This window comes from Rhizobium sp. P40RR-XXII (assembly GCF_012641405.1).
In the GTDB taxonomy this organism is placed as follows: domain Bacteria; phylum Pseudomonadota; class Alphaproteobacteria; order Rhizobiales; family Rhizobiaceae; genus Rhizobium.
Map to the genome: position 1 here is coordinate 246,535 of NZ_JABAII010000004.1, position 23,935 is coordinate 270,469.

Below are 23,935 nucleotides of genomic sequence, written 5' to 3' on the forward strand. Positions count from 1 at the left end.
CGCGCCGTAACGCGGGATCAGCAGTCGACTTCCAGCCGCGTCGCCACGAGCAGCGAATAGTCCGTGCCCTTCGGATCGCTGAAGAACATGCTGGTGAGAGCGGCCTGGTTCTCCGCCATGACTTCCTTGGGATTGGGCCTGATCACCTTGCGCTTGCAGCGGCCGAGGGCCGGTCCCGACATGGTCATATCGTTGTCGGTGGCGAAATCGACCGCTGTGTAAAGCGTCTTGTCGTAGATTCCGAAGATCGTCGTCCCCTTGAGGAAGGTCTTCTGCTGCGGCTTCAGCGAAAAGGTGAGGATCAGCGAACCATTCTTGTAGTCGGCCTCAACCACGTCCGGCTTGGCCATCGGCACGGCTTTGCCGTTGCTGGTGACGTTTGTATAGTAACCGTATTGCGCCAGCGAATCCCTGACCGTCTTGCCCACGGCCTTGAGTTCGCTTGCGGTGAGCGTCTGGTTGCCGCCCTTGTCGTAATCCATAAGCACGGAGGAGGAGAATACCTCGTCGAAGTTCCAGACGTTGCGCAATTCGCTGAGCGAGCCGTCAGGCGCGGCGATGACCTCGAATTTGGCGTCGATGAAAATATGCGGATGGGCAAGCACAGGCGCCGGCAGAAGCGACAGCATCGCAATCAGCAGGGAAATCTTTGTTTTCATGCGCGCAATACCACGCTCCATCAGCCCATTTGATGCTCAGACCTGAACGCCAAATGAGACTGATTTGAGACCCCGGCGCGCGTTGGGCAAGGCATGGATTCGGGAAGGAAACAGGAATATCGAAACCTGTCTTTTCGGAACAGGCAGCCTTTAGCCTGGGCTGTGGCCTCTTCTTTTCAAATACGGCGTTTTGGAAAACTGGAGCGGGCGAAGGGATTCGAACCCTCGACCCCAACCTTGGCAAGGTTGTGCTCTACCCCTGAGCTACACCCGCTCATTCCCGTCGCGATCCGGGGTAGTGTGTTGGACCGCTGGGCGTCGTCTTGCGGCGACGGGCGCTATATGGCCTAACCGTTTTTCAAATGCAACAGGGAAATGACGAGTTCGCGAAGAAAAATTCCGATGCCCTTGCCGCGATTGCCTGAAAGCCCGGAAACGCCGGGCTTTGTCGTCTGGAAGATTGCAATGAAATTGTGGGCGACGTATCAGGGGCGAACCATTTTTGATTGCGAGACGTCATGACCGAGACCAGCCCGAAAACCCGCGACGATCTTCTCCGATTCCTGGATGGACTCGGCATTGCCCATACGACCAAGGACCACGCTCCCGTCTTCACCGTCGCCGAATCGGTGTCGCTGCGTGACGAGATCCCCGGCGGCCATACGAAGAACCTGTTCGTGAAGGACAAGAAGGACAATTTCTTCCTGTTGACCGTCGAGGAAAACGCCAGTGTCGATCTGAAGACCGTGCATACGCTGATCGGCGCGGCGAGCAAGGTATCCTTCGGCAAGCCGGAAAAGCTGATGGAATATCTCGGCGTCATCCCTGGTTCTGTGACGGCCTTCGGCGCGATCAACGATACGGCGAGCAACGTGACCTTCGTCCTCGATGCCGATCTGATGGCGCATGACATCGTCAATTGCCATCCCCTGTCGAACGATGCGACGACGTCGATTGCCAGCGCCGATCTGCTTCGCTTCATGGAGGCGACGGGTCATGCGCCGCTAGTCTTGAAAGTGACGAACTAACGTACGATTTTAGCGCTAAGATCATGGCGGGCGGCTTCTCCTCGGATTGTCCGATCGTCTTGACCATTCCATCGGGCGTGCTGCCGGGCGGACCTTGCGGGACCGTTTGGGAAGCATGCCATTCATAAGATCAAGGATGCCGGCAGGCGGGAGACACTCATGAGCGGTCCGAACAACCCCTATAACGCTTCCTTCGGCGGACAGATGTCGGCCACGGCATCCTACGGCGCCACGCCCGCCGCAGGCGGCGCTGCGCCGATCAAGGATACCACGACGGCGACCTTCGCCAAGGACGTCATCGAAGAGTCGCGCAAGCAGCCGGTGCTCGTCGATTTCTGGGCGCCCTGGTGCGGTCCATGCAAGCAGCTGACGCCAGTTCTCGAAAAGGTCGTCACCGAAGCCCAGGGCCGCGTCAAGCTGGTCAAGATGAACATCGATGACCATCCGTCGATCGCCGGCCAGCTCGGCATCCAGTCGATCCCGGCTGTTATCGCCTTCGTCGACGGCCGTCCGGCCGACGGCTTCATGGGTGCGGTTCCCGAAAGCCAGGTCCGCCAGTTCATCGATCGTCTCGGCGGTCCCGCCGGCGGTGCCGACGATCAGGCGGCGGAGATTGCCGCTGTTCTCGAAGAGGCAAGCGGCCTGCTCGCCGCCGGCGACGTCAATGGCGCTGCCGAACTCTTCGGCGCGGTGCTGCAGGCCGACCCCGAAAATGCCAAGGCGCTTGCCGGCATGGCGGAATGCATGATCGCCGCCGGCCAGAACCAGCGCGCCCGCGAGGCGCTTGCCGATCTGCCGGAGACGCTCGCCAACGATGCCGGCATCCAGGCCGTGGTCAAAAAGCTCGACCAGATCGACGAGGCCCGCAAGCTCGGCGATCCCGTCGCGATCGAGCAGGAACTGGCCGCCAATCCCGACAATCACGAGCAGCGCGTCAAGCTCGCCAAGATCCGCAATGTCGAAGGCAAGCACGAAGAGGCGGCAGAGCACCTTCTGACGATCATGCGGAGGGACCGAGGCTTCGACGATGACGGCGCGCGGCGCCAGCTCCTGGAATTCTTCGAGGTTTGGGGTCCGAAGGATCCGGCCACGATCGCGGCTCGCCGCAAGCTGTCTTCGATCCTTTTTTCCTGATAGGCCTATTTTGCGGATGACCATGACGATCGCGCGAAACCTTTCGCGCGATCGCTTGTTAGACGAAAGCAACCCGGAGGCGTCATCGGTCGCGGCGCGGCTAGAATGCTCTTGTGTTTTCGGCAGATGAGCCCACATTGTCAGCTGACGCGGCGCGGGATAGGCGCGACCGCGAGTGTGTCGTTCCTGTGCGGCCCACTGCGGCGGGCAGCGCAGTGATCTAGCGGGATGGAAGAGATGCAAGTCGGTAATGCCAGATATCTGAAGCCGAGCGATCTGCCGGAATCGGTGGTTGTTTTTCCCCTGTCCGGTGCGCTGCTGCTGCCCGGCGCGCAACTCCCGCTCAATATCTTCGAGCCGCGCTATCTCGCCATGTTCGATGCCGCCATCGCCGGCAACAGGCTGATCGGCATGGTTCAGCCCGCTCTTTCCGAACCGGCCGAGTCCTCCAATCTCTCGCATGTCGGTTGTCTCGGGCGCATCACGTCCATCGCTGAAACCGGCGACGGACGCTATATCGCCGCGCTGACCGGCATATGCCGCTTCCGCCTGATGGATGAAATCACCGGACACCAGCCCTATCGCACATTCCGCATCACGCCCTTCATCTCCGACCTCAAATCCCATCACGAGGAGGATACGGTGGATCGCACGGCGCTGCTTTCGGCTTTCCGGGCCTATCTAGAAGCCAACAAGCTCGAGGCGGATTGGGAAAGCGTCGAACGGGCCGACAATATGATGCTGGTCAATTCGCTGTCGATCATGGCGCCCTTCGATCCGGCGGAAAAGCAGGCTCTACTGGAGGCGCCGGACCTGAAGACCCGCGCCGAAACCTTCATCGCCATCGTCAAGATCGTGCTGGCCGGCGCCGGCGACACCGATTCCGTGATGCAATAGGAGCCTGGCGATGGATGTCACGGTCAGCAAGGTGGATCCGAAACTGCTCGATCTGCTCGTCTGCCCGCTCACCAAGGGGCGGCTGAGCTATGACCGGGAAAAGAACGAGCTGATCTCGGAAAAGGGGCGGCTCGCCTATCCGATCCGCGATGGCATTCCGATCATGCTGATTTCAGAAGCGCGCCGCATCGAGGATTGAGGCTGGTTTTCTTTTGGAATTCGAAGCAGAGGTTACCCATTTTCTCAGAGATCAGTTTTGTCGCGATGCATGCGGCGTTGTCGCAGCAAGAGGCCGAGAAGCGCGCAGAAGGCGAAGATCGAGATCGCAAAGGCCAGCCATAGGGCGGCACCGGGACCGGCAGACGTCATGATGGCGCTGAATACAGGCGGTGCGACGGCAAAGGAGAGGTTGAGGGGACGGCCAGCTGCGCCGATGCGCGAGCATAGGCGCCGGCAGGGAAAATCTGCAGCGGCAGCGTGGCGCGGGTGACGGCGGTGATGCCGCTAGCAATGCCGGAGAGCATAGCGAAAAGCATGGCGCCGCCGAAGCTGCCGGTCAGCAGAAGAACGATGAAGCTCAGCGGAAAAAGGGCCGCGGCGGCAAGGCCGGTGACGAAGCCTGACCAGCGCCGGCCGCCGAGGAAATCGGCCATCCGCCCCGCCCATTGTGCAATCCCGATGAAGGCCGCGGCTGTCAGCGCATTGGCGTGATCGAGACCCGCGGCCTCAAACAGAATGATGACCGTCAGGGCATTCGCTGCCATCTTGCAACGGCCATGATCGCAGTGGACCGCTGAAATACGTGCCTAGCGAATCAGTCGATTTCGGTCCTCGCCCCTCAAATCGCCTCGCCCGCAAGCAGTCGCGGATTATCCTTGGCAGTGGTCCCGGCTGCCTGGCCGATGAAGAAGGATTTGAGGTTCGGCAGGCGGTCGACGATCCCGAGCCCGAAGTCGCGGGCGATGCGCAGGGGCGTGTTATCGTTGGAGAACAGCCGGTTCAGCACGTCGGTCGTCACCCCCATGCGGAAGGTGTCGAAGCGGCGCCAGGTCTGGTAGCGCTCGAGGATATTGATCGAGCCGATATCGAGGCCGAGGCGATCGGCCTCGACGATGGTTTCGGCAAGCGCCGCCACATCCTTGAAGCCGAGATTGAGGCCCTGGCCGGAGATCGGGTGGATGCCGTGGGCGGCGTCGCCCGCCAGCGCAAAGCGCGGCGCGACGAAGGCGCGGGCAAGCGTCAGGCCGAGCGGGAAGGCGCGGCGCTCGCCGACCGTGCGCAGCGCGCCGAGCTTATGGCCGAAGCGGCGTTCCAGTTCCTCCTCGAAAAGGAGGTCGTCGGAGGCGATCAGCCGTTCGGCGTCCGGCGTGCGCTCCGTCCAGACCAGCGAGGAGCGGTTGTTCTTCAGCGGCAGGATGGCGAAAGGGCCGGAGGGCAGGAAATGCTCCTCGGCACAGCCACCGTGCGGCCGCTCATGCTCGACGGTGACGACGATGCCAGACTGGCCGTATTCCCAGTTGACGGTCTTGATGCCCGCCATGTCGCGCAGCTTGGAACGCACGCCGTCGCAGGCGACCAGGAGCCGCGTTTCCAGCGTGCTGCCATCGGATAGGGTGAGGGTGGTCTTGGCGTCGTCGGTGACGAATCCGGTGGCGCTGAGGCCATGCTGGATCGGGATGCCGAGACGCTCGCAGGCGCCGCGGAGCGCCCCGACCATGGTCAGATTCGGCACCATATGGGCGAAGGGCTCACCTTCGGCCACTTCGCCGTCGAAGGTGAGGAAGACCGGGCGTACGGGATCGCCGGTGCGCGAATCGGTGACGATCATGCGGGTGATCGGTTCGGCCTCCGGCGCGATCTCGTCCCAGACGCCGAGAACAGCCAGCATCTTCGAGGCGGCCGCAATGACCGCCGATGCCCGCATGTCCTTCTTCCAGGCGGTTTCGGGCGCCGCCTCCACGATCATCACGTCGAGGTGGGGGGCTGCCTGCTTGACTGCGACCGCCGCGGCAAGACCCACATATCCGCCACCCACTACCAGCATGTCCAACATGACGCTTCCCCGTGTCTTACTGTCACTTCCTGCTCTATATAGAACATCCTATTCGTGGTTCCTACCATTGGAGTTCAAGCAAAATGTCGCGAGAGAGCGAGAAGCCCACCCCGATGGAAACCGTGCTTGCGACGCTCGATCTGGAAACGATCGAGATGAACCTGTTTCGCGGCAATAGTCCGCAGGTTGGCTGGCAGCGCGTCTTCGGCGGGCAGGTCATCGGCCAGGCGCTGATGGCGGCGCAGAGAACCGTGGATGGCGATCGCTTCGCGCATTCGCTGCATGCCTATTTCATGCTGCCGGGCGACCCTTCGGTTCCAATCCTCTATCAGGTCGACCGCCTGCGCGACGGTTCCAGCTTCAATACGCGGCGCGTCCTCGCAATCCAGCACGGCGAGGCGATCTTTGCGCTGACGGCTTCCTTCCAGCTCGACGAGCCCGGTTTCGATCACCAGGGCGACATGCCTGATGTGCCGATGCCGGAGGAACTGATGGACGAGGAGCAGGTGAAGCAGCGTTATCTCGCCCACGCGCCCGAGAACGTGCGCCGTTACTGGGAGCGCAAGCGGGCGATCGAAATCAGGCCCGTTTCGATCGAGAGCTATTTCTCCCGCTCGCAGCCAAGCCAGTGGCAGAATATCTGGATCCGCCCGACCGGGCCGGTGCCGGACGACCGGCTCAACCAGAATGCCGTGCTTGCCTATCTCTCCGACATGACGCTGCTCGACGTTGCCCTCAATGCGCATGGCACATCGGTTCTCGATCCAAGCATCCAGGTGGCGAGCCTCGACCATGCCATGTGGTTTCATCGCCCGTTCAAGCTCGACGACTGGCTGCTGTATAGCCAGGAAAGCCCCAGCGCTTCCGGCGCGCGCGGATTTACCCGCGGCAGCCTGTTTACGCGCTCCGGTGTCCTGATTGCGTCGGTGGCGCAGGAAGGCCTGATTCGTAAAAAGGCAAATGATTAAATAAAAGGCAAATTTATAAATTTGCACCTTATTTGTGCGATTGACGTCGCGCAAATTGCCGCTTTATTGGCTTTGTGTAATAAATCCATTATATTTCAACAGGTTATAAATGTGTCACGAATCTGGCACGTCCTTTGAATGTGTATGCCCAGTCGCTGCAGAAACACTCGTCGGCGGCAAGGAGAGTCGGCTCCGTGCCGAGGGTAAACAAAGGATGGGAAACCAGATGAAAATTGTGATGGCCATTATCAAGCCGTTCAAGCTCGATGAGGTCCGTGAGGCCCTCACGGCTGTCGGCATCCAGGGCCTGACTGTGACCGAAGTGAAGGGCTACGGGCGCCAGAAGGGGCATACCGAGATCTATCGCGGCACCGAATATGCCGTCAGCTTCCTGCCGAAGCTGAAGATCGAGGTCGCAGTCGCATCCGAAATCGTCGACAAGGCCGTCGAGGCCATCGCGTCGGCCGCCAAGACAGGCCAGATCGGCGACGGCAAGATCTTTGTCTATTCCATTGACCATGCCGTGCGCATCCGTACGGGCGAAACCGATTCAGAAGCGCTGTAAGACACGGCCGATCAGGGAGTTATTTGCATGTCATTTTCTAAGCTTTCCTCCACCTTCGCACGGGTGGGCGCGCTTTCTGCGGCGCTGCTTGCGCCGGCGATCGCCTTCGCGCAGGAGGCCGCTCCGGCCGCAGCCGCTGCGACTGCTGCCACTCCGGTTCCCGATAAGGGCGACACCGCCTTCATGTTCATCTCCACCATTCTCGTGCTCTTCATGCTCGTGCCGGGTCTTGCGCTGTTCTACGGCGGTCTCGTCCGTGCGAAGAACATGCTCTCGGTCCTCATGCAATGCACGATGATCGGCGCCGTCGTGATGATCATTTGGGTTCTCTACGGCTACTCCTTCGCCTTCGGCGGCGGCACCAGCCCCTATTGGGGCGGCACGGCCAAGATGTTCCTGTCGGGCGTTTCGACCTCGACGACGGCTGCGACCTTCTCCAAGGGCGTCGTCATCCCTGAATTCATCTTCATGCTGTTCCAGATGACCTTTGCCGCCATCACGCCGGCCCTGATCATCGGCGCCTTTGCCGAGCGCATCAAGTTTGGCGCGGCCGTGCTCTTCTGCGCGCTGTGGGCGACCTTCGTCTACTTCCCGATCGCTCACATGGTCTGGGATTCCAACGGCATGCTCTTCAAGATGGGCGCTCTCGACTTCGCAGGCGGCACCGTCGTTCACATCAATGCCGGTATTGCAGGCATCGTCGGCGCCATTCTCGTGGGCAAGCGCGTCGGCTTCGGCAAGGACATGATGGCTCCGCACTCCATGACGCTGACCATGGTCGGCGCATCCATGCTCTGGGTCGGCTGGTTCGGCTTCAACGCCGGCTCGAACCTCGAAGCGTCAGGCGGCGCGATGCTCGCGACCGTCAACACCTTCATCGCAACAGCCGCCGCCATCATTTCCTGGTCGCTGGTTGAAACCTTCACCCGCGGCAAGGCCTCCATGCTCGGCGGCGCTTCGGGCATGGTTGCCGGCCTCGTCGCCATCACGCCTGCCGCCGGCATCGCCGGCCCGATGGGTGCGATCGTCATGGGCCTCATCGTTTCGCCGCTGTGCTACTTCTTCGTCTCGGTCGTGAAGAACAAGTTCGGCTACGACGATACGGCTGATGTCTTCGGCGTACACTGCATCGGCGGCATCTTCGGCGCCATCGCAACCGGCATCTTCGCCAGCGCCTCGCTCGGCGGTGTCGGCTATGCCGAAGGTGTCACCATGAGCAGCCAGGTCATGGTCCAGCTGACCGCCGTCGTCACCACCATCCTGTGGTGCGGCATCGGCTCCGCAATCCTCTATAAGGTCGTCGACGTCATCATCGGCCTGCGTGTCGCTCCGGAAGCCGAGCGCGAGGGTCTCGATCTCGCCTCGCACGGCGAAGCCGCCTACCACAATTCCTGATCGGAGCTTGCGATGCCGGGGCAAGGCTCCGGCATCGCTAAACGTCCCGTCGCGACCTGTTTCATTGCAAATAGGCCGCTTTTGGCCCGAACCCCGGTTCGGGCCTTTTTTGTTTGTAGAGCTCAGCGGGCGGTAAAAAATCGGCGATATATCGAGCTGGAGCGCATGGTTAACATGCCATTAACCCTCCTCTGATTAGGTAGCTCTAACCTGCCGGCGAGTGGGCATTAGACCGATTCGCTTGCGCTATCGACAAGGAACGGGGCTGGATATCATGGGCAGAAGCAATTCGGCGGCGTTGAGCGGTCGGCCTGACCGTTTATCGCTATCGAGTGTGGTTTGGCGTCAGGTCAAGGGCCTGGCGGGCTTCGCATTGCTGTTCCTATCGGCGCTCGCCGTGGCGGCGCTGGCGACCTGGAACGTCATGGATCCCAGCTATTCCTACGCAACGGCCAATGCGCCGACCAATCTTCTCGGTTTTCCTGGTGCTGCCTTTGCCGACATCATGATGCAGTCGCTCGGCCTTGCCTCGGTGCTGGCGCTGCTGCCGACCGTTGCCTGGGCCTTCGCGCTGATTTCCAATCGCAAGCTTCACCGCGTGCCGTCGCGGCTCGGCGCCTGGTTCGGCGGCTGCATCGTCGCGGCCGGCTCGATCGCCTGCTTTCCGGCTCCGCCGACCTGGCCGATCCCGAACGGCATCGGCGGTGTGGTCGGCGATCTTCTCCTGCGTTTTCCCGCCTTGTTCATCGGTACCTATCCGAGCGGCGTCGTGGCCACGATCATCGGCTCGCTTCTCGCCGTTCCGGCCCTCTGGCTTATGCTCTTCGCCTCCGGCGTGATCGGCGAAAGCCTGGTCGAGGATGAAGAGGGCGAGGAGGATTACGAGGAAACGCGCAGCCGCGCCCGCCGGGTGGGCGATGAAGACGAGGACGACGATCGCGGCGGCTTCCTCAGCAATTTCCTGGCCTTCGGTGCCGTCATGCATGCCTGGTACAATACCCAGGCCCGCCTTCGCCGCCTGTTCGGCATGGGTCCGCGCAAGCGCCGCGACCACGCCTTCGATGCGCCCTATGATTTCAACGACGACGAATTCGGGACGTTGAACGAGCCTGTGCGCGCCAAGGCGCCGGTTGCTCGCGGCGATCGTCTCGAGCCGTCCATGGATGGTCCGGCGGCACGCCGCGTGGTTTCCGCGCCGTCGATCAGCCTCGGCGATGACGAGGATGAAGACGAGGATTCGATCTATGATCGTGATCCGCCGCGTCCGGCCGGCATCTTGCCCGACGACGAGGATGATGACTGGCCGTTGACTGCGACCTCACCGAGGGAAGCTGCCGCCGGTCATCGCGTCACTCCGACCGCGCCGCGGCCGAAGCCCGGCGCGCGGGCCGAGCGCGAGGCACAGACCTCCTTCATCCGTCCCTATGGCTTCCAACTTCCGGCCGTCCACCTGCTGGCCGAACCGAAGGCCGTCGCCCGCGATGCGACGCTTTCGGCCGATGCGCTGGAGCAGAATGCCCGCATGCTCGAAGGTGTGCTGGAGGATTTCGGCGTCAAGGGCGAGATCATCCATGTCCGTCCCGGCCCGGTCGTCACGCTTTACGAGCTGGAGCCGGCGCCCGGCATCAAGTCCTCGCGCGTCATCGGCCTTGCCGACGATATCGCCCGCTCGATGAGCGCGATCGCCGCCCGCGTCGCCGTCGTTCCCGGCCGCAATGCAATCGGCATCGAGCTGCCGAACTCGACGCGCGAAACGGTCTATCTGCGGGAGCTCATCGCCAGCCGCGATTTTGAAAGCTCGAAGGCCAAGCTGGCCATGGCGCTCGGCAAGACGATCGGCGGCGAGCCCGTCATCGCCGATCTTGCCAAGATGCCGCATCTGCTTGTCGCCGGCACCACCGGCTCGGGCAAATCCGTTGCCATCAACACCATGATCCTGTCGCTGCTCTACCGCATGACGCCTGAACAGTGCCGCCTGATCATGATCGACCCGAAGATGCTGGAACTCTCCGTCTATGACGGCATTCCGCACCTCTTGTCGCCCGTCGTCACCGATCCGAAGAAGGCCGTCGTCGCGCTCAAATGGACCGTCCGCGAGATGGAAGAGCGCTACAAGAAGATGTCGAAGATCGGTGTGCGCAACATCGACGGCTTCAATTCCCGCGTCGAGCAGGCCGTTGCCAAGGGCGAGGCGATCAGCCGCACGGTGCAGACCGGCTTCGACCGCCAGACCGGCGAGGCGATCTACGAGACGGAAGAATTCGACCTGAAGCCGATGCCCTATATCGTCGTCATCATCGATGAAATGGCCGACCTGATGATGGTCGCCGGCAAGGATATCGAAGGCGCGGTGCAGCGCCTGGCGCAGATGGCGCGTGCTGCCGGCATCCATGTTATCATGGCAACGCAGCGTCCGTCGGTCGATGTCATCACCGGCACGATCAAGGCGAACTTCCCGACCCGCATTTCCTTCCAGGTGACGTCGAAGATCGACAGCCGCACCATCCTCGGTGAGCAGGGCGCGGAACAGCTGCTCGGCATGGGCGACATGCTCTACATGGCCGGCGGTGGCCGCATCCAGCGCGTCCACGGCCCCTTCGTCGCCGATGGAGAGGTGGAAGATATCGTCGCCTATCTGAAGACGCAGGGCGCGCCGCAATATCTCGATGCCATCACCGCCGATGACGATGAAGACGATGACGGCCATGGTCCGGCAGGCACCGCGAATCTCGCTGATTCGGAAGACCCTTACGATCAGGCGGTCGCGATCGTTCTTAACGACGGCAAGGCCTCGACCTCCTACATCCAGCGCCGTCTCGGCATCGGCTACAACCGCGCCGCTTCGCTGATCGAGCGCATGGAGGAGGAAGGTGTGATCGGTCCGGCCAATCATGCCGGCAAGCGCGAGATTCTCGTTCCCACCAAGGCCGATATTCTGGATCGCTGAGGCCACAGGTCCTTTTCGCGTCGCATGTCCCGGCTATGCTCAGGGAAATTTGATCGCGGCCCACAACCGAACATGGGCCGTTGCGCCATGAAGACGCCGATTTTGCGCGCCATGGACACAGCATGAAGGAGAATTCGATGACAAAGTTCGATGCGCAGCCGTCCAGCCGATTTTCCCTGACCCGCCGGCATTTCCTCGGCGCCGTGGTCGCGGTCGGCGCGGCAGGCGCTCTACCGGTTTCGGCCCTTGCCCAGGCCCAGGCCGAGGCGGCTGCAGCCACCCTCAATCCCGGTATCGCCCAGGCCATTGCCGATCATTTCTCGTCCATCAAATCGATGAAGGGCGGCTTTCTGCAGATCGGTCCGCGCGGCGATCAGATGAGCGGCACATTCTTCATCCAGCGGCCGGGCAAGATGCGCTTCAACTACGATCCGCCGTCCCGCATGCGCGTTATCTGTGACGGCAACAACGTGCAGGTCATCAACGACCAGACGCAGACGAGAAACATGTATCAGCTGTCGAAGACGCCTCTGAGCCTGCTGCTTGCCAACAAGATCGATCTTTCCGCCGACATGGTCCGCGATGTCGATTCGAAGCCGGATCTCACCAAGATCACGCTCGGCAACCGCACCGTCTTCGGCGATTCCACCATCACGATGATCTTCGATTCGAAGTCCTACGACTTGCGCCAATGGACCGTGATCGATCCGCAGGGCAAGACGACCGATGTGATCATCAACAACGTGAAGACCAATGTCGCTTTCGACGACAGCGTTTTCCGCATCGATTATACCCGCTGATCGCCCTCTCTACATTCTGCCGCGGGTAAGTGCCGAATGGTGCTTTCCTTTCCGTTGCAGCCGGTCTAAAGCCTTAGCCTGACTGGGGCGTTTCGCGGAATCGCCGAACCGCTCCAGCTGTCTGTTTTGACGCAATTCCGGACGGAAAACCGCTGCGCACTTTTCCTGGAATTGTTCTTGGGGAAAGGCTTTGGGCATGGGTTTATCGATTGCGACCTGGAACATCAACTCGGTGCGGCTGCGCATGCCCATCGTCGAGCAGTTCGTCTTGCAAGCCCGGCCCGACATCCTCTGCCTGCAGGAAACCAAGGTTCCGAACGAGCTTTTTCCCTATGCTCCCCTCCGCGCCCTCGGCTACGAACACATTATCGTTCACGGCCAGAAGGGCTACCATGGCGTTGCGATCGCATCGCGCATCCCGCTGAGCGAGGATCACCGGCAGGATTATTGCAATGTCGGCGATAGCAGACATATTTCGGCGATCTTCGAGCGCGGCGGCCGGCGCGTCCGCCTGCATAATTTCTATGTTCCGGCTGGCGGCGACGAACCGGATCGGGCCATCAATCCGAAGTTCGGCCACAAGCTCGATTTCATCGAGGAAATGAAGCGGCTGCATGCCAATGCCGAGCAGAACACCTCCGCGATCCTCGTCGGCGATCTCAATATCGCGCCGCTGGAGCATGACGTCTGGTCGCACAAGCAGCTATTGAAGATCGTCAGCCATACGCCGGTCGAGACCGACGGGCTGATCGAGGTGATGAAGCGCGGCGCCTGGCTCGACCTGATGCGGCAGCACGTGCCGGAAAACGAAAAGCTCTATACGTGGTGGAGCTATCGCGCCAAGGATTGGGAGGCCGCCGACCGTGGCCGCCGCCTCGACCATATCTGGTCATCCTCCGATCTCGGTCCGCATCTGCAGCGGATCGAGATCCTGAAGGCGGCGCGCGGCTGGGATCGTCCGTCCGACCATGTGCCTGTCACGGCGCATTTCAATCTCTAGGGGATTGGGCGCGGGCTAGATGTTTCCGCTTTTCTTCGAATCGCGAAAACGCTTTAGCCTTTTGTTTCCTCGCAATTCCGGACGGGAAACCGCTATGCACTTTTCCTGAAATTGCTCTAGGAGAAGCGGCCGAGCAATGCGGCCGCTTGCCGGGCAAGTGCTGCAAAGTTTTCGCGAATGCGATTCTGGATCAGCAGGCCGGCATCGGGGTATTCCTCGATCAACCGGTGGAAGAGGGCGCGCGTGATGCGGATCACGTCGGAATCCTCGGCGGCAACAGCCGTATATTTCCGCTCCACCAGTGTCACCAGCGCGAGTTCCGAAAGCATTGTGCCGGCCTGGACGACGGCTTCGACCTGCTTCTGCCCGCCCGCATCGATGGTGCTCAGCTCAAAACTGCCGCGTGTTACGACATAGGCGCATTCGGCGGGGGATTTTTCCCTGAACAGCGTCTGGCCTTCGTTCACATGGCGGCGATCGGCACCGAAGGCGATCAGCCGCAGCGGCTCATCGCCCATGCCGTGAAACAGCGGCAGTTGCGATAGCAGTCGGATATCGTCGTTCAGTGCCATATGTGCGGCCTACGGAATGATCTTGTAGCCGCCGTTTTCCGTCACCAGGATCTCGGCATTGGAAGGGTCGCGCTCGATTTTCTGGCGGAGACGGTAAACGTGGGTTTCGAGCGTATGGGTGGTCACGCCGGAATTATAGCCCCAGACTTCTTCGAGAAGGATATCGCGGGTCACGACCTTCTGGTCGGCGCGATAGAGATAGCGGATGATGGCCGCTTCCTTCTCCGTCAGGCGGATCTTCTGTCCGTCTTCCGTGGTCAGCAGCTTCTGGCTCGGCTTGAAGAGATAGCGGCCGACGGTAAACGTCGCGTCCTCGCTTTGCTCGTGCTGGCGCAGCTGCGCGCGGATGCGCGCCAACAGCACGGCGAAGCGGAAGGGCTTCGTCACATAGTCGTTTGCGCCGGCTTCGAGGCCGAGGATAGTGTCGGAATCGGTGTCATGGCCCGTCAGCATGATGATCGGCGCCTTGAAGCCGTTCTTGCGCAGCAGCTTCACGGCTTCGCGGCCGTCCATATCGGGCAGCCCGACATCCATGATGAGGAGATCGACAGGCACGGTGCGCGCGGTCTGCACGCCTTTCCCGGCGGTCGCTTCCTGCAGGACGTTGAATTCCTCGTAAAGCGACAATTGCTCGACCAGCATCTCGCGAAGGTCGTTGTCATCATCCACCAGGAGAATGGTGCGTGCGGTCATGCCGTTCGGGTCCTCGTTCTAATCCCACCTAAGTCCTACGCCAAATTGCATTTTTAGCAAGTCGCGCCGCAGCCCAGGCTTGGTCGTTTGGCTGAAACTGCTATGATTTCAAATGAAATCACACGCAAAGCAAAAACATGTGAGAAAAATGCAAAAGACAAGGGCGGCGGCGAGGCGGACCGCTTCCACCATCGTCGTGCGCCCTGCGCCGGGTAAGAAAACGCGGGCGCTGGTGCAGGTGGGGCCACTCATCATGCCGGCGGCAATCGGCAGATCGGGGCGCAGCATCTTGAAGCGGGAAGGGGACGGCGCGACGCCGATTGCTGACATGAAGCTGCTTTACGGCTTCACGCGGGGCGATCAAGTCCGCTCCCTGCGGACCTCCCTGCCGATGCAGCGCATCCGCAAGGACATGCTCTGGTGCGACCAGCCCGACAATGCCAACTACAACAGGCTGGTGAAGGCTCCGTTCAAGCCGAGCCATGAGGAAATGCGGCGGGAGGACAGTCTCTACGATGTCTGCCTGGTGATGGATTGGAACGTGCGTTCGCGTCGGCGTCATCGCGGTTCGGCGATCTTCTTCCATCTGATCAGGCCGGGCTACGAGCCGACGGCGGGATGCGTCGCGATCAGCTTTCGCGATATGCGGCGTATCCTCCCCCTGCTGCACAAGGGAACGACTATCCGGGTTGTCTGAGCGGTTGCCGGGGGTTAAAATGCCAGCATCCTCCACTATATGGGTTTTACCGGCCGCCCGCGCGGGGCTTGGCCCGGATCCTTCCTTTCCGAATTTAAATTACGCCTTCACTCCGCCCGCTTTTCATCCTTTGGAGACTTATCGTGACCACGCAACCAACAATCACTTTCAATGACGGCAATTCCATTCCGCAGGTCGGCCTCGGCGTCTGGCAGACGCCGGAAAACGTCGCGCCGATGGCCGTCAGCACGGCTTTGAAAGCCGGCTACCGCCATGTCGATACCGCAGCCATTTATGCCAATGAGGACGGTGTCGGCGAGGGCATGCGCCAGTCCGGCGTCGCCCGCAAGGACATTTATCTCACCACCAAGCTCTGGAACGAGGCGCAGGGCTTCGACTCGACGCTGAAGGCCTTCGACGAAAGCCTGAAGCGTCTCGGCACTGACTATGTCGATCTTTACCTCATCCACTGGCCGTCGCCGCATCGCAACCGCTACCTCGACACCTGGAAGGCCTTCGTCCGCCTCAAGGAAGAAGGCCGCGCCCATTCGATCGGCGTTTCCAACTTCGCCAAGGAGCATCTGGACCGCATCATCGGCGAAACCGGCGTGACGCCCGTTCTCAACCAGATCGAGCTGCATCCGACCTTCCAGCAGAAGGCGCTTCGCGAAGTGCATGACAAGCTGGGGATCAAGACGGAATCCTGGAGCCCGCTCGGGCAGGGCAAGCTCCTCACCAATGCCGTCATCGGCAAGGTCGCCGCCAAGCACGGCCGCACGCCGGCACAGGTCATCATCCGCTGGCATATCGATAACGGCCTGATCGTCATCCCGAAATCGGTGACGCCGAGCCGTATCGAGGAAAACCTTAGGGTTTTCGATTTCAAGCTCGACAGCGACGATCTGGCTGAGATCGCCAAGCTCGATTCGGCCGGCGGACGCATCGGCCCGGACCCGATGACCGCAAGCTTCTGATATCGGGCTCAGACTCAGATAATCCGCGATTTCAAAAGAAAGCCCGGTGCGCAGCATCGGGCTTTTGTCTTTTCGGTATCACGCTCTACCAGGGCCATCTCTGTCGTTGCGGTTAGCCTGCAAACCTCTTGCGAGAAACTCGACGACGGCACGCACACCCGGTAGCTGGCCGCGGCGGTGGGTGGTCAGGATCGTGGTGGTGACGCTGCCTGCTGTCCAGCCTGGCAGAACCCGAACGATCTGTCCGGCTTCGATTGCCGCCTTGCAGCTCGCTCCCGGCAAGCAGGCGATGCCAAGGCCGGAGATCGCGGCCCGGAGCAGGACAAGCGTCTCGTCGGCGACGAAGCGGCGGCGGGGTGAAACGGCGAGTGAACCACGTTCCGGGTGCTGAAGCTGCCAGGTCTTCGCCGTCTGCGAAACGAGCAGGCCGTCATGATCCTGCAGTGCCTGCGGATCGGCCGGTGATCCATGCCTTTCACGATAGGCAGGGGCGGCCACCAGAATCACGTCGTCGATCGAAACCTGTCTTTGAAGCAGTTCGGAATCCGGCAGGGGCGAGAAGTGACTGCGCACGGCGATATCGAAGCCTTCCTGGACCAAGTCCACGAATCGGTCGGTGGCATGAAGCTGCAATGTCAGCTTGGGATAGGCAGCGGCGAGCGACGGAAGGTGATCGGAGAGGACGAATTGCGCGGCAGGTACGGAGGCGGTGATGCGAACGATGCCGCTCGGCTCCGCATGACGTTGCCGCACTGCGCTTTCAGCCGCCTCAGCTTCGACCAGCGCGGCCGTCGCGTGCTCATAAAAGGCCCGCCCCGGATCGGTCAGCATGAAGCTGCGCGAGGTGCGATGCAGCAGGCGCGTGTCGAGATCGGCTTCCAGCGCGGCGATGCGCTTGCTGATCGTCGATTTCGGCATGCCCAGCCGCCGTGCCGTCGCGGCGAAACCACCATTATCGACGGCTTGGACGAAGATCTGCAGATCATTGAGGTTAAGCGACATCGCAATGTCCATGTAATGAGACTTTTGGTTCAAAATTAACGGTCTACTCGATCAAAGTCCACAAATCCATATTGCTGGCATCGAGGTTGTGCCTCGTTACATCAGGAGAAAAATATGGAACCGGTACTGTTTTACGGTGTCCCCTCGGGATGCTCCTTCGGATCGATCGTCGCACTCGAATGGCTGAAAAAGCCCTACAAGCTATCACGCGTCGAGATGGTCAAAGAGGACTTCATGAGCGGCGGCTATCGCTTCATCAATTCCGTTGGCGAGACGCCTGCGTTGATCACCAGCAGCGGCGCAGTGCTGACGGAAAGCATGGCGATCCTCAACCATTTAGGGGCAGGCGGCATCGATACGGGTTTGGCTTTTGCGCAGGGAACCGAGGAGTTCGACCGGCTCAACCGGATGCTTGCCTATCTCAACACCAGCTTCTTCAGCTCGTTTGCTCCGCTTTGGTATGTGTATGAGCATGGCGGAGACGAAGCGGCAAAGACGGCATTGCGCGAATATGGAGGCTTCAAGGTGCGCAAGGCTCATGCGGATCTCGACCGGATGCTCGGTGACAGGCAATGGCTGCTGGGGGATCGCAAGTCGCTGGCTGACGCTTATTTCGTCGGTATTGCCCGCTGGGTCGACTACCACGACGTAGTGGATCGCGTCGATTATCCCAATATCGCCCGGCTATACCGGCAGCTGGAGGATGATTCGGCCGTGAAATTCGCCCATGCCATCGAGGACGGAAAGCCGGCGACCTCGGCCGGCGGTTATCTCGGCGGCATCAGCGTCGACGACGCGCTGAAGCGCGTCCGGCCGAACGCTTGAGCTTTCTGAAAGCCTGAAGTCGATACTGCAGGCTTTTTTTCCGCTTGTCGATCCGGGTTGGAGGAGGGCGTTCATTCCAGCCCGCCGGGCTCAGTCGTCTTGGCGGGCTGTCGCACGCTCCCTGACGCCGTCGATCGATAGTCGGGCCTAAGCTTAAGCGGGACGGCGAGGCTGCTCTCGCCGTCCAACTGCCCATTCTCTCATGGCATGTCTTTAAGGAGATTGGCGCGCCGGGCAAAGGCAAGGCTTGTCAGCGCGACGCCAAGCGTCACGGCGATCAGCAGAGCGGCGGCGATGAAGGTTATCTGCATCCCCGCCGCCACCGCCTCCGGATGTGCCGCCTTGATGTCGGCAGTTCCAGAGGCGAATGTGAAGATCGCACCCATGACGGAGGCGCCGGTGATGAGTCCGAGATTTCGCGACAGGCTCAGCATGCCGGAAATCACGCCGCGTTGATCGGGGCTGATGTCCTTCATGATTGTGGTGTTGTTGGACGCTTGAAAGAGCGCGTAGTTCGCGGTGACGATAACGAGCGGACCGATATAGCCGGCAGCACCAAATCTGCCTTGCAGCGCAGCTACCAGGGACAGGCCGATAATCATACCGACAAGACCTGTCACGGTCATGCGATGGGCGCCGAAGCAGTCGACGATGCCGCCGGCTGGCACGCCTGTCAGCGCGGAGACCAATGGGCCAGCCGACATGATGGCGCCGACATGGAGAGCATCGAACCCGAGGGCACGGGAGAGATAAAAGGGGCCAACCACGAGTGTCGTCATGATGACGGTGGAAACGAGGGTGCTCATGGCAAGGCCCGCGCTCAGCGAGGTTTCGCGGAACATGGAGAGGCGCAGCAGCGGCGACTTCACCTTCGCCTCGGTGAAGACGAAGAGGGCGATACCGAAGGCGGCGGCCAGCAACAGGCCGAAATTCAGCGCGCCGAAGCGGCCGTATCCCGTGGTCATGGCGAGGGCATAGGCGGCCAGCGTCAGGGCCAGCAGCAAGGTGCCGATCGCATCGGGGCGTCCCTGGGCAGCTTTCCCGCGCGGACGGTCCGCCGGCAGGAAACGGGCGGCGAGCAGGACGTTCGCAATTCCGAGCGGCACGTTGACCAGGAAGATGCTTTCCCAGCCGAAGCTCGCAATCAGGACGCCGCCGAGCGACGGGCCGAGCGTGGTGCCGATCGCGGACATGGTGCCGAGCAGGCCCATGGCGCTGCCCGTCCTTTCCTTCGGCACGGTCTCTCCGACCATCGCCACCGTCAGCGCCATCATCATGGCGGCGCCGAGGCCCTGCAGGCCTCTGGCGATGAGCAGGAGCGAAAGCGTTGGGGCTGTGCCGCAGAAGAACGAGGCGAGCGTAAAGAGGCTTATGCCGATCAGCAGCAGGCGCCGTCGGCCGAAAATGTCGCCGAGCCGCCCGACGCTGACGATCAGCGTGGTGATGGCGAGCAGATAGGCGAGCACGACCCACTGCACCTGCTGGAAGGAGGCGCCGAATGTCTCGGCGAGCGTCGGCAGGCCGACATTGGCGATGCTGGTATCGAGCGATGGCATCAGCATGGAGAGCGAGAGGCTGGCGAGCGCCCAGCGAACCGAGGCAGTGGCTTTGATGGGTTCGGATCCGGTCCCGTCCGGCTTTTCAATGATCGGTTTCAACATGAACTCCGTTTCTGGCGATATCTTAAAAGGTCTCGGCAGAAGGTAGCTTTGCTGCTGATGTGGCGGAAGGCGCATCGTTTGCACTTCATTCGTGCGTTTGCCGCCATATATTGGAAAAGCCGTGCTATGGTCACGCCATGTCCACGCCCGATCTCAATCTGCTCGTCACCCTGAATGTCCTGCTTGCCGAAGGCAGCGTTGCGCGCGCCGCCCGGCGACTGCGGCTGAGCCCATCCGCGATGAGCCGGCAGCTCGCCCGCCTGCGCGAGACGACGGGAGATCCGCTACTGGTCAGGGCCGGGCGCGGGCTTGTGCCGACGCCGCGGGCGCTGGAGTTGCGCGAAAGCGTCGGCCGGCTCGTGCAGGAGGTGGAAGCGGCCTTGCGCCCGGCGGAGACCTTGAGTTTGAAACAGCTCGCCCGGACCTTCACCATCCGTACCCGCGAGGGTTTCGTGGAGAATTTCGGGCCTGCGCTGATCGCCCGCATCGCCGAGCAGGCACCCGGCGTGCGGCTCAATTTCACGCAGAAACTGGACAAGGACAGCACGCCGCTGCGGGACGGCACGATCGATCTCGAGACCGGCGTGGTGGGCGACGATACCGGGCCGGAGCTGCGGACGCAGGCGCTGTTCCATGATCGCTTCATCGGAGTGGTGCGAAGCGGGCACCCGTTGAGCGAAGGGTTGATGACGCCGGAGCGTTATGCCGCCGGCCGGCATATCCTCGTCTCTCGGCGCGGATTGCAGAAGGGCCAGATCGACGAGGCGCTCGACGCGCTGGGACTGGAGCGGCAGATCGCGACGATCGTCGGCAGCTTTTCGGCGGCGCTGGCCTTGGCGCGCGCTTCCGATCTGATCGTCAGCGTGCCGGAGCGGTATACGGGCAATTTGCGCGTCGGCATGCATAGTTTCGCGCTGCCAGTGCCGGCGTCGGATGTGACGATTTCGCTGCTCTGGCATCCCCGGCTGGATGCGGATCCGGCGCATCGCTGGCTGCGCGGCTCTATCCGCGATGTCTGCGCCGAGCGGCGCGCAAGCTCAGGAATGGGGCTCGAAGTCGGCTAAGTAGTTGCGCAGCAGGCCGTCAAGCGCCGTTCGCTCCTTGTCCGAGAGGGTCGAAACCAGCCGCGTCTGCGTTTCCACATGCGCCGTTACCGCTGCATCGATCAGCTCGAAGCCCTTCGGCGTCAGGGATATCAGGAAGCTGCGACCGTCATTCGGGTTCTGGCTGCGGGCGACGAGGCCGGCTTTTTCCAGCTGGTCGATGCGATTGGTCATCGTGCCCGATGTCACCATCATCGTCTCCATCAGGTCGCTAGGGGAGAGAGAATAGGGCTCGCCCGAGCGGCGCAGCGTTGCCAGCATATCGAAGTTCGCCGAATTCAGGTCGAAGCGGGCGAAGGTCTTGTCCATCTCGCGGGATAGATGAAGCGTGAGATTACGCATGCGCCCGAAGAGGCCCATGGCCGTTGTGTCGAGTTCCGGCCGTTCGCGGCGCCATTGGGCGAGAATTTTGTCGATGCGATCCATGGCGAGACCTCGCCATGAATTTATCTTGACGTCAAGGCATTTCGGATTATCTTGAGGTCAAGATAAATTTCGGAATCAAGACCATGAATCGCAATTTCGACCTGTTGCTGACCGCCATCGCGCCGGCGATCTGGGGCAGCACCTATCTGGTGACGACGCAGTTATTGCCGGCCGGCTACCCTCTTACGGTCGCCATGCTGCGCGCCCTGCCTGCCGGGCTGCTGCTGCTTGCCATCGTGCGGCGGCTGCCGCACGGCGTCTGGTGGCTGAAGTCGCTGGTCCTCGGCGCGCTGAATTTCTCCGTCTTCTGGTGGCTGCTGTTCATTTCCGCCTACCGGCTGCCGGGTGGCGTGGCGGCGACTGTCGGCGCCGTTCAGCCGCTGATCGTCATCGTGCTGGCGCGATTGCTGCTGGGTTCGCCGATCCGCAGTCTTTCCATTGTCGCCGCCGTTACGGGTATCGGCGGCGTCGCCCTGCTGATCCTGACGCCAAAGGCGACGCTCGATCCGATCGGCATCGCCGCCGGTATCGCCGGCGCCTTCTCCATGGCGGCCGGGACCGTGCTCAGCCGCCGCTGGCGGCCGGATGTTTCGCCGCTGACCTTTACGGCATGGCAGCTGACGGCGGGCGGCATGCTGTTGCTGCCGTTCGCGCTGCTGCTCGAGCCGCCGCTGCCGCATCTGACCGGCGCAAATCTTCTTGGCTTCATCTATCTCGGGCTGATCGGCGCGGCGCTGACTTACATTCTCTGGTTCCGGGGCCTGTCGCGGCTTGAGCCCTCGGTGGTCTCACCGCTCGGCTTCCTCAGCCCGACGACTGCCGTGATCCTGGGTTGGGCGGTGCTCGGCCAGCAGCTGAGCCCGATGCAGATGTTCGGCATCATCGTCGTCATCGGCAGCGTCTGGCTCAGCCAGCGGGCGCAGCAGGTTCCGCAGGTGGGAAGTTCGGCACAGACCGGGAGCCAGCCCGTCCTATCGAAGCGATAGGATGAGCGAGTACGTCCACAAACAAAAAGGGCGGCCATCGAGCCGCCCTTTGTCATTCATGTATTCGAACGGATCAGTTCCACTCGCGGATATCGACGAAGTGACCGGTGATTGCGGCGGCTGCGGCCATGGCGGGCGAGACCAGATGGGTGCGGCCCTTGAAGCCCTGGCGGCCTTCGAAGTTGCGGTTCGAGGTCGAAGCGCAGCGTTCGCCGGGCTTCAGGCGGTCGTCGTTCATGGCGAGGCACATCGAACAGCCAGGCTCGCGCCAATCGAAGCCGGCAGCCTTGAAGATCTTGTCGAGGCCTTCGGCTTCCGCCTGTTCCTTCACGAGGCCGGAGCCCGGAACGATCATGGCGTCGACGGTTGAAGCGACGGTCTTGCCTTCGACGACCTTGGCGACGGCGCGCAGGTCTTCGATGCGGCCGTTGGTGCAGGAGCCGATAAAGACGCGATCGACGTTGATCTCGGTCATCGGCGTGCCGGGCTTCAGGCCCATATAGTCGAGCGCGCGCCACTTGGAGGCACGCTTGGTCTCGTCCTGGATTTCATCCGGGTTCGGAACGATGCCCTGGATGGAGACGACGTCTTCCGGCGAGGAGCCCCAGGAGACGATCGGCGGCAGGCTTGCGGCATCGAGCTTGACGATGCGGTCGTAATGCGCGCCTTCGTCGGACTGCAGCGTCTTCCAGTAAGCGATCGCCTGTTCCAGCGCTTCGCCCTTCGGCGCGCGCGGCTTGCCCTTGATGTATTCGAAGGTGGTCTCATCCGGAGCGATCAGGCCGGCGCGGGCGCCGCCTTCGATCGACATGTTGCAGATGGTCATGCGGCCTTCCATCGACAGCGAGCGAATGGCTTCGCCGGCATATTCGATGACATAGCCGGTACCGCCGGCGGTGCCGATCTCGCCGATGATGGCAAGGATGATGTCCTTGGCGGTGACGCCCGGTGGCAACTGGCCGTCGACCTGCACCAGCATGTTCTTCGCCTTCTTCTGAATCAGCGTCTGCGTGGCGAGCACATGCTCGACCTCGGAGGTGCCGATACCATGGGCCAGCGAGCCGAAGGCGCCGTGCGTCGAGGTATGGCTGTCGCCGCAGACGATGGTCATGCCGGGCAGGGTGAAGCCCTGCTCGGGGCCGATGATGTGGACGATGCCCTGACGCTTGTCGTTTTCGGAGTAATATTCGACGCCGAATTCGGCGGCATTCTTGGCGAGCTGCTCGACCTGGATGCGGCTTTCCTCGTTCTTGATGCCGAGATGGCGATCCGGCGAGGTGGGCACGTTGTGGTCGACGACAGCCAGCGTCTTCTGCGGGGCATGAACCTTGCGGCCGGTCATGCGCAAGCCTTCGAAGGCCTGCGGCGATGTCACCTCGTGAACGAGGTGACGGTCGATATAGAGAAGACAGGTGCCGTCATCCTGGGCGTCGACCAGGTGGTCATCCCAGATTTTGTCGTACAGTGTGCGTGGAGCGCTCATGGCTATAGATCCATATTGGCATTGCGAAAATGGGGATTGGCGGATCAGGACCGCCGGCCTCGGGTGT

The 23,935-nt window shown here is 61.7% G+C and carries 24 protein-coding genes, 1 tRNA gene and 1 pseudogene; 15 read left to right on the forward strand and 11 right to left on the reverse strand.

What is annotated here, in order from left to right; all coding sequences use genetic code 11:
- Positions 1-17: 17 nt before the first annotated feature.
- Both HGP16_RS09940 and HGP16_RS09945 read right to left on the reverse strand, forming a co-directional pair.
- Positions 18-659, reverse strand: coding sequence for a DUF1007 family protein (locus HGP16_RS09940; RefSeq protein ID WP_168839846.1), 642 nt, complete (start codon positions 657-659; stop codon positions 18-20).
- Positions 660-858: 199 nt separating this feature from the next.
- Positions 859-933: transfer RNA gene (locus HGP16_RS09945), tRNA-Gly, on the reverse strand.
- A 244-nt stretch (positions 934-1,177) separates the two neighbouring features.
- Between HGP16_RS09945 and HGP16_RS09950 the strand changes: the two genes are divergently transcribed.
- The 4 genes from HGP16_RS09950 (at position 1,178) to HGP16_RS09965 (ending at position 3,917) form a co-directional block, all read left to right on the forward strand.
- A complete protein-coding gene (locus HGP16_RS09950; protein ID WP_168839847.1) occupies positions 1,178-1,687 on the forward strand; it encodes a prolyl-tRNA synthetase associated domain-containing protein in 510 nt (169 codons plus the stop codon).
- A 159-nt stretch (positions 1,688-1,846) separates the two neighbouring features.
- Positions 1,847-2,821, forward strand: a complete 975-nt coding sequence (trxA, locus tag HGP16_RS09955) for a thioredoxin (protein ID WP_168839848.1) — start codon at positions 1,847-1,849, stop codon at positions 2,819-2,821.
- 237 nt (positions 2,822-3,058) lie between these two features.
- Positions 3,059-3,718 (forward strand): LON peptidase substrate-binding domain-containing protein, encoded by a 660-nt coding sequence (locus HGP16_RS09960; protein ID WP_168839849.1) that lies wholly within the window; start codon positions 3,059-3,061, stop codon positions 3,716-3,718.
- 10 nt (positions 3,719-3,728) lie between these two features.
- Positions 3,729-3,917: a Trm112 family protein gene (locus HGP16_RS09965; protein ID WP_069614795.1), complete on the forward strand. Its 189-nt coding sequence runs from the start codon at positions 3,729-3,731 to the stop codon at positions 3,915-3,917.
- A gap of 44 nt (positions 3,918-3,961) precedes the next feature.
- Here the strand turns inward: HGP16_RS09965 and HGP16_RS34390 are convergent, their stop codons facing one another.
- From HGP16_RS34390 to HGP16_RS09975, 3 genes and pseudogenes are all read right to left on the reverse strand, one after another.
- On the reverse strand, positions 3,962-4,087 hold the full coding sequence (locus HGP16_RS34390) for a hypothetical protein (protein WP_281408215.1): 126 nt from the start codon (positions 4,085-4,087) through the stop codon (positions 3,962-3,964).
- Entirely contained in the window at positions 4,084-4,482 is a 399-nt protein-coding gene (locus tag HGP16_RS09970) for a hypothetical protein (protein ID WP_246703314.1), read from the reverse strand. Before HGP16_RS09970 ends, HGP16_RS34390 begins: the two co-directional genes overlap by 4 nt.
- A 74-nt stretch (positions 4,483-4,556) precedes the next feature.
- Positions 4,557-5,774: pseudogene (locus HGP16_RS09975) on the reverse strand (ubiquinone biosynthesis hydroxylase); the annotation flags it as partial.
- An 80-nt stretch (positions 5,775-5,854) separates the two neighbouring features.
- Between HGP16_RS09975 and tesB the strand changes: the two are divergent.
- From tesB to HGP16_RS10005, 6 genes are all read left to right on the forward strand, one after another.
- Positions 5,855-6,739 (forward strand): acyl-CoA thioesterase II, encoded by an 885-nt coding sequence (gene tesB / locus HGP16_RS09980; RefSeq protein ID WP_168839851.1) that lies wholly within the window; start codon positions 5,855-5,857, stop codon positions 6,737-6,739.
- A 214-nt stretch (positions 6,740-6,953) separates the two neighbouring features.
- A complete protein-coding gene (locus HGP16_RS09985) occupies positions 6,954-7,304 on the forward strand; it encodes a P-II family nitrogen regulator (RefSeq protein WP_034509110.1) in 351 nt (116 codons plus the stop codon).
- Positions 7,305-7,331: 27 nt separating this feature from the next.
- A complete protein-coding gene (locus HGP16_RS09990; protein WP_168839852.1) occupies positions 7,332-8,699 on the forward strand; it encodes an ammonium transporter in 1,368 nt (455 codons plus the stop codon).
- Positions 8,700-8,973: 274 nt separating this feature from the next.
- On the forward strand, positions 8,974-11,646 hold the full coding sequence (locus HGP16_RS09995) for a DNA translocase FtsK (RefSeq protein ID WP_168839853.1): 2,673 nt from the start codon (positions 8,974-8,976) through the stop codon (positions 11,644-11,646).
- A gap of 137 nt (positions 11,647-11,783) precedes the next feature.
- Positions 11,784-12,446, forward strand: coding sequence for an outer-membrane lipoprotein carrier protein LolA (locus HGP16_RS10000; RefSeq protein WP_168839854.1), 663 nt, complete (start codon positions 11,784-11,786; stop codon positions 12,444-12,446).
- 196 nt (positions 12,447-12,642) lie between these two features.
- Positions 12,643-13,446, forward strand: a complete 804-nt coding sequence (locus HGP16_RS10005) for an exodeoxyribonuclease III (protein ID WP_168839855.1) — start codon at positions 12,643-12,645, stop codon at positions 13,444-13,446.
- Between the two features lie 116 nt (positions 13,447-13,562).
- On the opposite strand, the gene HGP16_RS10010 is transcribed toward HGP16_RS10005, so the two are convergent.
- Together HGP16_RS10010 and HGP16_RS10015 are read right to left on the reverse strand one after the other, a co-directional pair.
- Positions 13,563-14,018, reverse strand: coding sequence for a cyclic nucleotide-binding domain-containing protein (locus HGP16_RS10010; RefSeq protein ID WP_168839856.1), 456 nt, complete (start codon positions 14,016-14,018; stop codon positions 13,563-13,565).
- Between the two features lie 9 nt (positions 14,019-14,027).
- Positions 14,028-14,711, reverse strand: coding sequence for a response regulator transcription factor (locus HGP16_RS10015; RefSeq protein WP_092717256.1), 684 nt, complete (start codon positions 14,709-14,711; stop codon positions 14,028-14,030).
- A 148-nt stretch (positions 14,712-14,859) separates the two neighbouring features.
- On the opposite strand from HGP16_RS10015, the gene HGP16_RS10020 reads away from it, so the two are divergent.
- Positions 14,860-15,408 carry a L,D-transpeptidase gene (locus HGP16_RS10020; protein WP_168839857.1) on the forward strand — a complete coding sequence of 183 codons (549 nt, stop codon included), beginning with the start codon at positions 14,860-14,862 and terminating at the stop codon, positions 15,406-15,408.
- A gap of 143 nt (positions 15,409-15,551) precedes the next feature.
- Positions 15,552-16,382 (forward strand): aldo/keto reductase, encoded by an 831-nt coding sequence (locus tag HGP16_RS10025; RefSeq protein ID WP_168839858.1) that lies wholly within the window; start codon positions 15,552-15,554, stop codon positions 16,380-16,382.
- Between the two features lie 78 nt (positions 16,383-16,460).
- Here the strand turns inward: HGP16_RS10025 and HGP16_RS10030 are convergent, their stop codons facing one another.
- The gene (locus HGP16_RS10030) at positions 16,461-17,384 is read right to left on the reverse strand and encodes a LysR substrate-binding domain-containing protein (RefSeq protein WP_168839859.1); all 924 of its coding nucleotides are present in this window, start codon (positions 17,382-17,384) and stop codon (positions 16,461-16,463) included.
- Between the two features lie 114 nt (positions 17,385-17,498).
- Between HGP16_RS10030 and HGP16_RS10035 the strand changes: the two genes are divergently transcribed.
- Positions 17,499-18,209 (forward strand): glutathione S-transferase family protein, encoded by a 711-nt coding sequence (locus HGP16_RS10035; RefSeq protein ID WP_168839860.1) that lies wholly within the window; start codon positions 17,499-17,501, stop codon positions 18,207-18,209.
- 200 nt (positions 18,210-18,409) lie between these two features.
- On the opposite strand, the gene HGP16_RS10040 is transcribed toward HGP16_RS10035, so the two are convergent.
- Positions 18,410-19,870, reverse strand: a complete 1,461-nt coding sequence (locus HGP16_RS10040; protein ID WP_168839861.1) for an MFS transporter — start codon at positions 19,868-19,870, stop codon at positions 18,410-18,412.
- A gap of 137 nt (positions 19,871-20,007) precedes the next feature.
- On the opposite strand from HGP16_RS10040, the gene HGP16_RS10045 reads away from it, so the two are divergent.
- Positions 20,008-20,934 (forward strand): LysR family transcriptional regulator, encoded by a 927-nt coding sequence (locus tag HGP16_RS10045; RefSeq protein ID WP_168839862.1) that lies wholly within the window; start codon positions 20,008-20,010, stop codon positions 20,932-20,934.
- On the opposite strand, the gene HGP16_RS10050 is transcribed toward HGP16_RS10045, so the two are convergent.
- A complete protein-coding gene (locus HGP16_RS10050; RefSeq protein ID WP_168839863.1) occupies positions 20,908-21,399 on the reverse strand; it encodes a MarR family winged helix-turn-helix transcriptional regulator in 492 nt (163 codons plus the stop codon). The genes HGP16_RS10045 and HGP16_RS10050 overlap by 27 nt on opposite strands.
- 83 nt (positions 21,400-21,482) lie before the next feature.
- Here HGP16_RS10050 and HGP16_RS10055 point away from each other — a divergent pair, with 83 nt between their 5' ends.
- Positions 21,483-22,385 (forward strand): EamA family transporter, encoded by a 903-nt coding sequence (locus tag HGP16_RS10055; RefSeq protein WP_168839864.1) that lies wholly within the window; start codon positions 21,483-21,485, stop codon positions 22,383-22,385.
- A 73-nt stretch (positions 22,386-22,458) separates the two neighbouring features.
- On the opposite strand, the gene leuC is transcribed toward HGP16_RS10055, so the two are convergent.
- Positions 22,459-23,868, reverse strand: coding sequence for a 3-isopropylmalate dehydratase large subunit (leuC, locus tag HGP16_RS10060; protein WP_168839865.1), 1,410 nt, complete (start codon positions 23,866-23,868; stop codon positions 22,459-22,461).
- Positions 23,869-23,935 lie beyond the last annotated feature (67 nt).